We start from the raw sequence: 13,817 nt of genomic DNA, 5'->3' as shown, positions 1-13,817 counted from the left end.
CGGCGGCGCTATGCTTGCCGGGCTGTCGGGAAGGCACACAGGATGACCGGATAAGCGTCAGCGCCATCCGGCCAACGACTCACAGCGACTGATGACGCGTCTCGTGCGTTAACAGCAGCGCAATCAGGGTCAGCGCGGCCATTGATGCCAGATAAAGACCCACGGCGGCCAGCCCATAGTTTGACTGCAACCATGCGGCGATATACGGCGCCACCGACGCGCCAAGAATCGACGACACGTTATAGGAGAACGACGCGCCGGTGTAGCGTACTTCCGTGGGGAATAGCTCTGGCAGCAGCGCACCCATCGGGCCAAAGGTCAGCCCCATCAGGCTCAGCCCCAACAGCAGAAAAGCAAACACCAGCACCGGGTTTCCGGAACCGAGCAACGGTTTAAACGCGAACAGGGCAAAGAGGATGATCAGGCTGGTAATAATCACCATGCTCTTACGACGCCCAAACGCATCCGCGAGAAGACCTGCAATGGGGACCATTACGCCGAAACCAATGACCGCCATCATCAGCATCCACAGCACCTCATTACGCGGCATGCCCAGCCCAACGGGAGCGGCTGCGGTACTGTAGGTCATTGAATAAACAGTCATAATATAAAACAGCGTGTAGGTCGCCAGCATGATAAAGGTGCCGAGGATTGTCACGCGCACATGTTTAGTCAACAGCGTACCGAGCGGGATCTTGACCTGTTTTTTCGCTGCGGCGACTTTGGCGAAGACCGGTGTTTCATGCAGCGACACGCGAACGTACAGGCCGATGATCACCAGCACTGCCGAGAAGATAAACGGCACGCGCCAGCCCCAGGTCATAAACTGCTCGTCGGTCAGCAGCCAGGAGAGCAGCAGGAAAGTGCCGTTGGCAAAGAAGAAGCCAATCGGCGCGCCCAACTGCGGAAACGAACCGTATAACGCGCGCTTGCGCGGCGGCGCGTTTTCGGTGGCCAGCAGCGCCGCGCCGCCCCATTCGCCGCCGAGTCCCAGACCCTGACCAAAACGCGCCAGCGCCAGCAGCAGCGGCGCGAAGATACCAATGGTGGCATAGCCTGGCAGCAGGCCGATGATAACCGTTGAAATCCCCATGGTTAGCAGCGACGCCACCAGCGTCACTTTACGCCCCACCCGATCGCCAAAATGACCAAACAGCGCGGAGCCGATGGGACGCGCGACAAAGGCGATGGCGAAGGTGGCGAGCGACTGCAGCGTGGCGGCTGTCGGGTCGCCCTGCGGGAAGAAGATATGTGGGAAAACAATCACCGCGGCGGTGGCGTAAATGTAGAAGTCGAAGAACTCAATGGCGGTGCCAATGAGTGAGGCGACGACGACTTTATTACGCGAGTTGACCGGCGTGTGTTCCTGTTCATTGTCGAGCGTGGTGGCTGTTGCTTGCATACAATTTTCTTATTTTTTGGCGAACGAAAGGCCATATTACGCACAGCAAAAGCGACATTTCAATCTGTAACAATGTAGTGGGATGGCTAAAAAATGGGCAAAAAGCGGATAATTTTTACGCCTTAGATTTCACGTCCATGAAATGCTTCACATAATTGTAAACTTAGTGGATAAAACTGGTTCTTGGTTAAATAAAAGTTACGGCCTGGATTTATATGCTGAATCAATGAGTGCTGGCGGAAGTCCATGCCTGGTCGGCCTTAGCTGGCCGGATGAGCGAGTCGCTATCCGGCACGTCGATACCGCCTCTAGCGGTGGCTTTTGCCCGGCATACGCGGGTCGTCTTTGTATTCGGCGGTGGCGATCCACGCGGCGCAAAACAGCGTCAGGCGGGCGAAAAAGTAAAAGAACGCCATCAGCCCCAGCACCGAGCCAAATGCGGCGCCGGACGGCGATTTCACCAGCGCGGGCAGGGTATAGGTCATGATGATTTTGATCACCTCAAAGCCAATCGCCGCAATAAACGTTCCGCGAATTAGCGCTTTTTTGCGCGGACGATGGCGCGGCAGACGCCAGAAAATCCAGAAGAACAACAGGTAGTTGGCGAAGATAGAGATCGTCAGGCCAATCAGACGCCAGGCCGGTTTCAGCCATTCAATGTTGTCCAGATACAGCGCCGAAATAATCATTTGTTGCGCCGAACCCGCAACCGAAGTTATCGACAACGTAATAATCAGCGCGACCAACAGCCCGATCAGCGAGATAAAATCGCGCAGGTACTTTATCCAGATTTTTTCCTGATCCTGCGGCGTGCGTTCCCATACGTCACGCGACTGCGCGCGTATCGCCTCACGCAGGTTACCCATCCAGTTCACCCCCGAATAGAGGGCCACCGCCAGTCCCACCAGGCCAACGGTGGTACGCTGCTGCACCGCGGTATTGATGGTGCTTTTCAGCGTGGCGGCCAGCGTCGGGTCGCTGACGTTCATCAGGATCTTATTAAAGATATCCTGCAACAGCGTGGGATGAGAGACGAGGATAAAACCGGCGGCGGCAAACGACACCATCAGAAGCGGAATCATCGACAGAAACGAGAAGTAGGTGATGGCCGCGCCAAACTGATTGCCCAGGCGGTCGTTAAAGCGCTCAGTCGCGCGGATCAGATGCGCAATCATCGGAATGCGCTGGATCTGTTCCACCGTGGTGGTCAACTTTTTCAGCGTCGGGTTGCTGCTTTCCTGCTTCGGGGTCTCAATGGCTTCAGTCGTGTCGACCTTTGGGATCGGCTGGTGTTCAAGTTCCTGAGTGGGGCGTTTTACGTCGTTATCCTGCGTCATCAGGTCGGTCGTCCTTCTTTTGTTCATGTCTGCACAGAGTATAGCTTCTCAGTCCACGTAGTCCCGCATAACGCCGGATAACCATTCCATAAACAAATGGACCCGCCGCGAAAGATTCCGCCGATGGGGATAAAGTAGCGACACCGGCATCGGCGCGGCGCGGTACTGGGGCAGGATTTCGATCAGGCTGCCGCTGCGTAATGCCTCCCGCACGCCGACCCGCGGCACCTGTATGATGCCCAGACCCGCCAGACAGGCGGCGTGATAGGTTTCGGTGCTGTTTACCGTCAGCGTGCCGCCGGTTTTTATCCAGTGTGTGCCGCCGGCGCTGGCGATCTCAAAGCCGGGCGGGCGCGTCCCGAGATTCAGCGAATAATGCACCACGGCATGTGAGGCGAGATCGTCGGCGCTTTCCGGGTAACCAAAACGCTCCAGATACTGCGGACTGGCGCAGTTGATCACCGTCAGCTTACCGAGAGGACGGGCGATCAAACCGGAATCCTTAAGCGTGCCGACGCGCACCACGCAGTCAAACCCCTCGCGGACCAGATCCACCAGCCGATCGCTGCTGCTCAGCTCCAGCTCAATGCCGGGATACTGCTGTAAAAAGGCGGGCAGGCGCGGGATCACCAGATTTCTGGCGACGCCTACCGGCATATCGATCCGCAGCTTGCCGCTGATGCTGGTCGGGTCGTGTTGAAACAACCCGTCCAGCTCATCGAGGTTGCTCAGCACATCTTTTGCCCGCTCGTAGTAGACCATGCCGTCCTGGGTCAGTTGAACCCGACGCGTGGTGCGGTGCAGCAACTGGGTGCCGAGATGGTTTTCCAGTGCCTGGATCTGGCGCGATACGCTACCTTTAGGTAGGCCCAGGGTATCGGCGGCACGCGAAAAGCTTTCCAGCTCCGCGACGCGAAGGAATAACTGCATTGCATGAATTTTATCCATTCGATTGACCTATTGTTGTTCTGGATGAAACAGTCATGCGCAATTCGCGACATTTATTGTTTTTCTATCACCTAATAAGCTTTGTCTCAATCTTCACAAGCGCAGAAATGAGGTTTCTTATGACGCAACGTATCGCATTGGTGACTGGCGCAAGCCGTGGACTGGGTAAAAACGCCGCGCTTAAGCTGGCGGACAAAGGAACGGATATCCTCATTACCTACAACAGCCAGCAGCAGGCGGCGCTGGATGTTGTCGCCGAAATTGAAGGAAAAGGCAGAAAAGCGGCGGCAATTCAGCTAAACGTCGCCGATACATCCGGCTTTTCCGACTTTGCGCAAACAGTAAAAGAACAGCTTCAACAACACTGGCATCGCGAGACATTTGATTATTTAGTGAACAATGCCGGTATTGGCGTATATGCGCCTTATGTCGACACGACCGAAGCGATGTTTGACGAACTGATGCGCATTCATTTTAAAGGCCCCTTTTTCCTGACTCAGCATCTGTTGCCGCTGCTGAAAAATGGCGGACGCATTCTCAATGTGTCAACCGGGCTGGCGCGTTTTGCCCTGCCGGGTTACGCGGCCTACGCTGCGATGAAAGGGGCAATAGAAGTCCTGACGCGCTATCAGGCGAAAGAACTTGGCGAACGGGGCATTTCCGTTAATGTTATCGCGCCCGGCGCAATTGAAACGGATTTCGGCGGCGGTCGTGTGCGGGACAATCAGGCGCTGAACGCGTGGATCGCGTCGCAAACGACGCTTGGCCGCGCAGGGCTACCCGATGACATCGGTGACGCTATTGCCGCGTTGCTCAGTGACGATCTGGCCTGGATGACCGCACAGCGTATTGAGGTGTCAGGCGGTATGTTTTTATAACCGCGGTTCAGCGGGCGAAAGTCCGCTGAATTAACCTAAAATGCGAATTTTTATTATGTTACATATTGCGGGTTTTTCACTTCTTTCCCTTTCTGCGCGCTTTCGATAATATTTTGATAAATAATATTATAAATCATTACCTCACCACGAATTTATAAGGATATCCTTAATTTAGCGTCGGTATTTTCGTCAAATGTGTAATTTATGGGGCTGAGCTGTAACTATTCGTCTTTTTTTCTTCTCTCCGTGCGTGATATCGGTAGAATGGCCCCCGCCAAAAGGCGAATTCTTATTTTACCCCCCGGGTAATACCCTTTCACTCCTTAATGCGATTTTGGAAAACGGTGGAGAGAGAGTAATGAACATCATCATGTTTGACAGGCAGTCAATATTTATTCATGGAATGAAAATCAGTTTAGAACAGCGAATTCCAGGAGTAAGTATTCAGGGCGTCAGTCAGGCGGATGAACTCTGGCAAACGCTGGAAAACACCCCGGACGCCCTGCTGATGCTGGACGGCGACCTTGACGGCGAGTTTTGCCGCTGGTTATTACAGACTCTGGTCCAGCGGTTTCCGCAGGTGAGGACCTTGATTTCGGTGACAGACTGCAGCAAAAAGTGGCTTCAGGAAATGGTGCAATATAACGTGCTGGCGATTGTGCCGCGTGATTCTGTCGCCGAAAAATTCGCCCTTGCCTTAAATAGCGTCGCGATGGGAATGTTATTTTTACCCAGTGAACTGTTAACAACTCCATCACCTGAATATCGCGATATAAACGCATTAAGTAGCCGACAGCGAGAAATTTTAACAATGCTTGCAGCGGGCGAATCAAATAAAGAAATTGGCCGCGCGTTAAATATCAGTACCGGAACGGTTAAAGCGCATCTTGAAACGCTTTATCGCCGCCTCGACGTGAAAAACCGTACGCAGGCGGCCATGCTGTTGTTTCAGCCATAAGGCTATCGCTTTTTATTTCGTGGCCAGAGATGGGCTGGTCGCGAAATAGTCCCGCTTCAGTAGACCGAACAGCCAGTCATTTTGCCAGCGCTGTTCGAGCCAGTAGCTTTCCCGTAGCGTGCCTTCCAGTACAAATCCTGTTTTTTCCAGCAAGCGCCGCGAGGCCTGGTTTCCTTCTGTGACGCAGGCTGTCAGGCGGCGTAAGCCGCCCGTTGTGAAGGCGTAGTCGCAGACTGCGCGCAGGGACTCCATGCCATACCCTTTCCCCTGCGCCTCCGCTGCCAGCAGGAACCCCACTTCCGCGCTTCCTTCATCATGCTGAATATACCCCGTCACGCCCAGCGGCGTCTGCGTCGCCGTGTCGCACACCACAAGGCACAGCCAGTGCGCTGCGCCAGGCTGCCATGCCGGCAGGCGCGCGTCAAAGGCGTCACGGATCTGTTTTTCGCTGCGCGCGTCAGCAACGTAACGCATCACCGACGGGTGTCGCTGGAGCGCGAGAAAAAAGGGCCAGTCGTGGGAGACGATGGGGCGGCAGGTCAGGCGGTCGGTCGTTAACACGGGCACGGGGCACACTCCTGAAAATTTCTCGATGTTCACACAGCGGTCACTGTATTAATGATTAAACGTGTTATATCTATAAAAAGTAATAATTAAAACAATGCACTAAAGCAAAATTTATTTCCCGGTGGGGTGGACTTTCTGGTGAAGGAAGGAAATGACGATTAGCGTTTTACAGACCACACGCACGACGTTTGAACACTGCCTGGGAATCATCCGCCAGGCTTCCGTTGAAATCCTGCTGTTGTTGGGGGTACATGCTTCTGAAGGCAAAGATCCGCGCTGGTTTCTTGAACAACTGGATCAGGCCCGACTGAATCTGGGGGGCTGGAGCGCGGTCGCCCGGCGGCTGCATCTTAACGATGCGCAACTGAGCCAGTTGACGCTGCAACTTCGCCACCTTCAGCAGTGCGTGCCGCAATACGACAGTGGACAAGAGGTCAACGAGAATCAGCTTATTGCCGCCCTGCGGGTAGTGAATGCCCTTGAACGACTGCGCCAGCATCAGCCGTTGCTGAATTACAAGACAGACATAGAGCAAACCGATGCAAGCCAGCAGATGCGCGCCGAGCGCCAGCTGCGCGCGATTGAACTGACGTTAATCGCCCTGATTGCGCAAATGTGGCCGGACAAGAGTCAGCTCAACAACTATCTCAGACAGAGCTTTGGCGCCGATAAGCTCAGACGCTGGATTAAGCAGGGTGAAAAGCAGGATCCGCTGAGCGGAATGCGCTTTAGCGAACTGGCGCTAATGGTGGTCGATAAGAAAACCTTTAGCCGCCATTATGCCGGGATCTTTAACGATGCATCCGTGTTGACGCTGTTTGTAGAACCGCGCCTCACATTACGCATGTTTCTTGATGACTGCCGGCAGGCGCGTAACAGCGTACTGGCCGGCGTTCCCTTATCATCGGCGCAACTGACGCTACTGGCCTGCCAGTTTCAGCATATTGTCCGCCCCGTACAGCGGGCTTACGAACAGGGACGAGGGCGGGTAAACCCGACGGCGTTCATGATCGTGGAAGAAGGAAAACTGGCGCAATACTGGGACGATGCGCGGCATAAAGACCATCAGGCAGGCGGTGACGCGCAGGAGATCGGCGAATCCATTGATCCACCGCGCAAGCGGCCGCAGCGCACGGCGGAAGAACGCGAGCAGCTGATTTCCGGCGTGCTGTGGGGCGCCGTCGGCGTGATGGTCTTCGCCATGCTCGGCGGCGGCGCGTGGCTGGTCAGCTCCCAGCCGCCAGCCCCAGCCCCAAGCGTGGCTATCGTGCAGAGCGAACCCAAGCGTGAAATGCCTTCTGCACGGGAGACGGTCAGCCAGATGGGGATTACCTGGGATGCGTTTTCACTTCGGGCGGCCATCGATCGTAACGATGTGCGGGTCACCAGCCTTTTTTTACAAGGCGGAATGAACTGGCAGATTGCCTGGACGGAGACGGCGTTTGCCCGCGGACACGACGACGTTTTACAGCTGCTGCTGCGCTATCCCTCCCAGATGGACGAAAACAAGCCCTGTCGACGGTTCATCAACACGCTGGGTCACGCCATGTCAGGCGGCGCGACGATGACCAGTGAACACAAAGCCTACCTGCAACGATTTTGCACCGTGCCTGCGGTGGTGAAGCGCCAGCAGTATGATATGGAGCAGGCGGAACGGCGCTTGCGCGCCGACCCCAGCGCGGATAATAAAAAGTGGCACAGGATCCAACGCGCCATTTATGACGCCATCAGGTAATGCGGTAGGCCGGAGAAGGCGCTTCGCGCCGCCATCCGGCACTCGCTTTAAGGTTCGCCGTACAAGCCAATCAGCCGACGCACCACGCCGTTCGTCCAGCCGAAGCCGTCCTGCAACGGATATTCACCACCGCCCCCTTCACGCGGGGTGCCGCCAGCGATGTGATACTTCTCGATCAGCTTGTGGTGCTGTTGATAAAAAAGATTCACCGTTTGCAACCAGCTATGCGCTATCTCATCGCCAAGCGCGTCGTCGCCGTACATTTTGAAGCCCTGAATCGCCATCCACTGGAGCGGCGCCCAACCGTTGGGTTTATCCCACTGCTCGCCGGTTTCATACTCGGTGGCGAGGATCCCGCCAGGCGTCAGCAGGCGGTTACGTACCGCGTCGCCAAGGCGATCGGCCTGTTCGTGCGTCGCCATGCCGACATACAGCGGCACGATGCTGGCGGCGGAAAACAGCGCCATCTCTCCGCGTCGCCAGTCATAGTCGCGATAGCAGCCGTTTTCTTCATCCCACAGATAGCGGTTTACTGCTGCCCGTCGGTCGCTGGCCTTCTGGCGAAATTCCGCTTCCACCTCGCGTTCTCCTTTCAGCGCCGAAATATTGGCGATAGCGCTTTCCAGCTTAAACAGGAAGGCGTTGAGATCGATCGGGATAAACTGCGTTGTGCGAATGCTCGCCAGACGCGTGGCGTCGCGCAGCCAGCGGGAAGAGTAGTCCCAGCCGGAGGCCGCGCCCGCACGCAGGTCGCGGTAGACCTCATTTGGCGGACGCCCTGAGTGCTTGGCGGTTTCCACATCTTCCAGCCACGACTCGTCGCGCGGCGTGTCACGATCGTCCCAGTAACGGTTGAGCAGCGAGCCGTCCGGCATGCGAACCACGTGACGATAGGCCTGGTTAAGCACCAGCGACTCCGCCCCATCCATCCAGAAGGCGTACTCCATTTTCAAATGATCGAGATAACGCCGCGCGCCGCGTACGCCATCTTCTTCGAACAATTCGACCATCAGGGCGAAGACCGGCGGCTGCGAGCGGCTCAGATAATAGGTGCGGTTACCGTTAGGAATGTGACCGTATTTCTCGATCATCCACGCAAAATTATCCGCCATGCATTTCAGCAGATCTTCCCGGCCGCTTTCCGCCAGGCCCAGCATGGTGAAGTAGGAATCCCAGTAGTAGGTTTCACTAAATCGGCCGCCTGGCACGATATAAGACTGCGGCAGCGCCAGCAGCGAGGACCACGGGATATGATCCTGCGGTTCGCGGGTAAGCACCGGCCACAGACGGTCAATGTGTTCTTTAAGCGTATTTTCAGGGTCTGAGACATATTGGCTGTCGTACACTTCCGGCAACCAGAAGTGGTTTTCGACAAACTGTCGCAAATCGAAATCCCGATGACGTCTGACTTTACGGTAGCGGATCAGAATATCGAGCGGATCCATTTTCGGCGCGCAGTCCGGGAACGTTTTGCTGTCGGGAAACAGCTTTACGGACTGCACATGCTCAAACAGTTCAAGATAACGATCGGCTGGCGTCAGGGCGTCAGAGGCGGGGAGCCCCTCAATCATCTCAGGTTCCGGTTCTGCCTCGATCATCTCATCCAGCTTTAACTCGCACGGATCCGTTTCGTACATCAGATCGACATCGATCGTGAGTTCCTCTGACGGGACGTGTTGTAGGTTCTGGTTGATCATAATGAGAAGGACCTCCGGATTGCGTCGTAAATGATACGGGTGTTGCCCGGCTGTTTTTTAAGCGTAGACATTCGCTTCGGTCTGTGCGGTGCAAAGTGTGCGGTCGATCACGTTTCGATATTTCCTCTTTTATCATATAAATAATTTATCTGTTTGAAAGACAGCGATATTCTGAAAAATGATGTCGTGTCGACCGTCGCTATTTTCGGAACATTCGATTGCAACGAAGTATAAATAGCAAAAAATAAAAAACCCGTTAAATAATAGGGATAAGCTATCTCAACGATAGTTACCGCCCATGTTATTGCTTGATACTTATCAATCCCCGCTTCAGCGTCTTTTTTATTATGACTGGGTCTTTACAAGACACGTCATTTTATCTTTCTGGGACCCACTAACTCACTACCGTGAGGGTAAAATAATGAAAATCATTACCCGTCTTACCGCGATAGCCATCGCTGGCATCGTTCTATGTTATTTCGGCTTATCCGCTTACGTCTGGTACCACGAAAAGCAGCGTAGCCAGACCGCATCCGTTCAGGCCTCTGCGCTGAAGGAAAATAACCAGGTGTTGGGGTTTTTAAGAGAGAAGGGATGCGATTATTGCCATACCCCCTCCGCTGAACTTCCTTTTTATTCTTCTTTCCCCATCGCCAGGCAATTGATGAATTATGATATTCAGCTTGGCTATAAATCTTTCAATCTCGAGGCCGTTCGCGCCGCGCTGGTGGCCAACGAGCCTGTTTCCCAGAGCGATCTGAATAAAATCGAGTGGGTGATGCAATACGAAACCATGCCACCGACGCGCTATACCGCGCTGCACTGGGCGGGGAAGGTGAGCGACGAGGAACGGAAGACGATTCTGGACTGGATCGCGAAGCAGCGTGAGCAGTATTACGCCAGCCATGACACCGCCGCGCAGCATCGCAATGAGCCGGTGCAGCCGATTCCAAAAGTCTTACCGACCGATGCGCAAAAAGTGGCGCTGGGCTTCACGTTGTATCACGATCCGCGTTTATCCGGCGACAGCACGATTTCCTGCGCCCATTGCCATGCGCTGAACGCGGGCGGAGTGGATGGTCGTAAAACGTCGATCGGCGTGGGCGGCGCGGTAGGGCCAATCAATGCGCCGACGGTGTTTAACTCCGTCTTTAACGTTGAGCAGTTCTGGGACGGACGCGCGCCAACGTTACAGGCGCAGGCCGGTGGACCGCCGCTGAACCCGATCGAGATGGCCTCGAAATCCTGGGATGAGATCATCAGTAAGCTCGACAAGGATCCTGTGCTGAAGCAGCAGTTCCTGGCGGTTTACCCGCAGGGTTTCAGCGGAGAGACGATCACCGACGCGATTGCCGAATTCGAGAAAACGCTGATCACCCCAGACTCCGCGTTTGACAAGTGGCTGCGCGGCGACGAAAACGCGCTGACGGCTCAGCAGAAGCACGGTTATCAGCTGTTCAAGGATAACAAGTGCGCGACCTGTCATGGCGGCGTGATTCTCGGCGGTCGGTCGTTTGAGCCGTTGGGTTTAAAGCGGGACTTTAACTTTGGTGAAATGACCGCAGCGGATATTGGGCGTATGAACGTTACCAACGAGTTGCGCGATAAACTGCGCCAGAAGGTGCCGGGTCTGCGTAACGTTGCGTTAACCGCGCCCTATTTCCACCGGGGCGATGTGCCAACCCTGGACGGCGCGGTGAAGCTGATGCTGCGTTACCAGGTCGGGAAAGAGATCCCGCAGGAAGATATCGATGATATCGTCGCCTTCCTCGAAAGCCAGACCGGGGTGTATACGCCGTATATGCAGGGCAAGTGATAAAAATCAGGCCGGGTAACGTGAAACCGCTATCCGGCCTTGATCATATTTAACGCATCGTCACAAATTCTTCCGCGGCGGTTGGGTGAATCGCTACGGTGTTGTCGAAGTCTTTCTTGGTGGCGCCCATTTTCAGCGCAACCGCGAAGCCCTGCAGCATTTCATCCATGCCGAAGCCAATACCGTGAATACCGACAATCTTCTCTTCCTGACCGACGCATACCAGCTTCATGCGGCACGGCTGGCGGTGAGAGGTAACGGCGGTATACATGGCGGTAAACGATGATTTGTAGACTTTCACCTGGTCATCGCCGTACTGTTCGCGCGCCTGCGGCTCGGTTAAGCCAACGGTGCCAATCGGTGGATGACTGAAGACCACGGTTGGGATGTTGCTGTAGTCCAGATGCTCGTCCGGCTTGTTGTTAAACAGGCGTTCAGAAAGACGACGGCCCGCCGCCACCGCGACTGGCGTCAGTTCGACCGCGCCGGTGTTGTCGCCTACCGCGTAAATCCCTTCCACGTTCGTGTTCTGGTATTTATCAACGATGATGTAACCTTTTTCATTCGTTTTCACGCCCGTTGCCGCCAGATTAAAATCATCTGTCGCCGGTTCGCGGCCAATCGCCCAGATCAGACAGTCAACCGTTTCGCGGCGACCGTCTTGCAGTTCCAGCGTCAGGCTGCCGTCGGCGTTTTTTACCACCGCTTTCGGAATGGCCTGGGTGTGCAGCGTCGGGCCTTCAGCGTTCATCACCTCGACCAGCGTCTCGGTGATCATCGGGTCAAAGCTGCGCAACGGCGCGTGTTTACGAACGAACAGGTGCGTTTGCGCTCCCAGACCATTGATCACGCCCGCCAGCTCGACGGCGATATAGCCTGCGCCAACTACCGCCACGCGTTCCGGCAGCGCGGGAAGTTCAAAGAAACCGTCAGAGTCGATGCCGTATTCCACGCCCGGAATATCCGGATGACTTGGGCGGCCGCCCGTGGCGATCAGAATATGGTCGGCGGTCAGGGTTTCGCCGTTAACTTCGATGGTTTTTGCATCGACAAAGCGGGCAAAGCCCTTGATCACATCAACATTATTTTTACCCAGCACGTTATCGTACGAGGTGTGAATACGGTCAATATAGGCGGTACGGCTGGCAATCAGCGTGTCCCAATTGAAATTATTGATGGTGGTATCAAAACCGTAGTCCGGGCCGTACAGATGGATCGCTTCGCGAATCTGCGCAGCATGCCACATCACTTTTTTCGGCACGCAGCCGACGTTGACGCAGGTGCCGCCCAGCTCTTTGGCTTCAATCAGCGCACACTTCTGGCCGTACATCGCTGCACGGTTAATCGAGGCGATACCGCCGCTGCCACCGCCGATAGCGATGTAGTCATAATGTTTGCTCATAGGTCTTATCCTTCCGTTCAGATTGCCGCGATTGTATACCTGAAATCAATTGGTTCCACCAATGGCTGCGATTACTCCGGCACGATCCAGTTCACCGATGTATGTCCGGTTCCGGCGGGAACCAGTTTGCTGTGCAGCCATGGCAGCACGTTGTTCATTTGCGCTTCCAGCTTCCACGGCGGGTTGATCACAATCATTCCGGAGGCGGTCATGCCGCGCTGGTCGCTGTCCGGGCGCACGGCCAGTTCAATTTGCAGGATCCTTCGGATGCCAGTGGCTTCCAGGTCGTGGATCATGCGTTTGACTTGCTGGCGGAGCACCACCGGATACCACAGGGCGTAAGTGCCGGTGGCGAACCGTTTATAGCCTTCGCTGATGCCGCTGACCACGGCCTGGTAGTCACTTTTAATTTCATAAGGCGGATCAATAAGAATCAGGCCGCGGCGGGAAGCCGGAGGCAGCTTAGACTTCAACTGCTGATAGCCGTCGGCGCGCGCCACACGGGCGCGGCTGTCTTTCTGAAATTCGCCGCGCAGCAGCGGAAAATCGCTCGGGTGCAGCTCGGTCAACTGTAGGCTGTCCTGCTCGCGCAGCAGCTGACGGGCGATCAACGGCGAGCCCGGGTAATAACGCAACTGACCGCTGCGGTTGAAGTGGCTCACTACGTTAATGTACGGCTCCAGCTCGGCGGGCAGATCGTCCTGCTGCCAGATGCGGGCGATGCCTTCCAGGTATTCCCCGGTGCGCTCGGCATGTTCACTGCTCAGCTGATAGCGACCTGCCCCGGCATGGGTGTCCAGATAAAGAAACGGTTTTTCCTTCTCTTTCAGCGATTCAATGATCAGGCTCTGAACGGTGTGTTTAAGGACGTCGGCGTGGTTGCCTGCGTGGTAGCTATGGCGATAACTGAGCATGGATGAAAGTATTCCAGATAATAAACGTAGACCCAAAAGCTGCGCGCCATCGGGCAAAAATAGAGCGTATCGCCACAGTATACAGAAAAGTTCCCCCTGCCGCGAAAGCGCAACGCCCGGTATTGAAATCCTCTACACTTATCCCCATTGTACAGGGATATTG

11 protein-coding genes are annotated in these 13,817 nt (G+C 55.3%); 4 read left to right on the top strand and 7 right to left on the bottom strand.

All coding sequences use genetic code 11. The features are described from left to right. Positions 1-79: 79 nt before the first annotated feature. The 3 genes from CSE01S_RS08385 to CSE01S_RS08375 all read right to left on the bottom strand — a co-directional run bounded on the left by CSE01S_RS08385 (position 80) and on the right by CSE01S_RS08375 (position 3,687). Complete coding sequence (locus CSE01S_RS08385) at positions 80-1,402, bottom strand: MFS transporter (protein WP_042286730.1); 1,323 nt, start codon at positions 1,400-1,402, stop codon at positions 80-82. Between the two features lie 308 nt (positions 1,403-1,710). Further along, the gene (gene yhjD, locus CSE01S_RS08380; protein ID WP_042286727.1) at positions 1,711-2,739 is read right to left on the bottom strand and encodes an inner membrane protein YhjD; all 1,029 of its coding nucleotides are present in this window, start codon (positions 2,737-2,739) and stop codon (positions 1,711-1,713) included. A 48-nt stretch (positions 2,740-2,787) separates the two neighbouring features. Then, positions 2,788-3,687 carry a LysR family transcriptional regulator gene (locus tag CSE01S_RS08375; protein WP_042286725.1) on the bottom strand — a complete coding sequence of 300 codons (900 nt, stop codon included), beginning with the start codon at positions 3,685-3,687 and terminating at the stop codon, positions 2,788-2,790. A gap of 119 nt (positions 3,688-3,806) precedes the next feature. On the opposite strand from CSE01S_RS08375, the gene CSE01S_RS08370 reads away from it, so the two are divergent. Both CSE01S_RS08370 and CSE01S_RS08365 read left to right on the top strand, forming a co-directional pair. Further along, complete coding sequence (locus CSE01S_RS08370) at positions 3,807-4,565, top strand: SDR family NAD(P)-dependent oxidoreductase (RefSeq protein WP_042286722.1); 759 nt, start codon at positions 3,807-3,809, stop codon at positions 4,563-4,565. Positions 4,566-4,923: 358 nt separating this feature from the next. Continuing rightward, the gene (locus CSE01S_RS08365; RefSeq protein WP_042286718.1) at positions 4,924-5,523 is read left to right on the top strand and encodes a response regulator transcription factor; all 600 of its coding nucleotides are present in this window, start codon (positions 4,924-4,926) and stop codon (positions 5,521-5,523) included. 12 nt (positions 5,524-5,535) lie between these two features. On the opposite strand, the gene CSE01S_RS08360 is transcribed toward CSE01S_RS08365, so the two are convergent. After that, on the bottom strand, positions 5,536-6,090 hold the full coding sequence (locus CSE01S_RS08360) for a GNAT family N-acetyltransferase (protein WP_042286716.1): 555 nt from the start codon (positions 6,088-6,090) through the stop codon (positions 5,536-5,538). 151 nt (positions 6,091-6,241) lie between these two features. Here CSE01S_RS08360 and CSE01S_RS08355 point away from each other — a divergent pair, with 151 nt between their 5' ends. After that, on the top strand, positions 6,242-7,825 hold the full coding sequence (locus tag CSE01S_RS08355) for an STY4199 family HEPN domain-containing protein (RefSeq protein WP_042286713.1): 1,584 nt from the start codon (positions 6,242-6,244) through the stop codon (positions 7,823-7,825). Positions 7,826-7,872: 47 nt separating this feature from the next. On the opposite strand, the gene CSE01S_RS08350 is transcribed toward CSE01S_RS08355, so the two are convergent. Continuing rightward, positions 7,873-9,522 (bottom strand): alpha,alpha-trehalase, encoded by a 1,650-nt coding sequence (locus CSE01S_RS08350; protein ID WP_042286711.1) that lies wholly within the window; start codon positions 9,520-9,522, stop codon positions 7,873-7,875. 421 nt (positions 9,523-9,943) lie between these two features. Between CSE01S_RS08350 and CSE01S_RS08345 the strand changes: the two genes are divergently transcribed. After that, positions 9,944-11,338: a cytochrome-c peroxidase gene (locus CSE01S_RS08345; RefSeq protein WP_042286708.1), complete on the top strand. Its 1,395-nt coding sequence runs from the start codon at positions 9,944-9,946 to the stop codon at positions 11,336-11,338. 49 nt (positions 11,339-11,387) lie between these two features. On the opposite strand, the gene gorA is transcribed toward CSE01S_RS08345, so the two are convergent. Together gorA and CSE01S_RS08335 are read right to left on the bottom strand one after the other, a co-directional pair. Further along, the gene (gene gorA / locus CSE01S_RS08340) at positions 11,388-12,740 is read right to left on the bottom strand and encodes a glutathione-disulfide reductase (protein ID WP_042286705.1); all 1,353 of its coding nucleotides are present in this window, start codon (positions 12,738-12,740) and stop codon (positions 11,388-11,390) included. A 71-nt stretch (positions 12,741-12,811) separates the two neighbouring features. Beyond that, positions 12,812-13,654 (bottom strand): 23S rRNA (adenine(2030)-N(6))-methyltransferase RlmJ, encoded by an 843-nt coding sequence (locus tag CSE01S_RS08335; protein ID WP_042286702.1) that lies wholly within the window; start codon positions 13,652-13,654, stop codon positions 12,812-12,814. Between the last annotated feature and the right edge of the window lie 163 nt (positions 13,655-13,817).

This window comes from Citrobacter sedlakii NBRC 105722 (genome assembly GCF_000759835.1).
GTDB lineage: Bacteria > Pseudomonadota > Gammaproteobacteria > Enterobacterales > Enterobacteriaceae > Citrobacter_A > Citrobacter_A sedlakii.
Note: the sequence above shows the minus strand (reverse complement) of the source record. Positions and strands in the feature narration are given on the sequence as shown.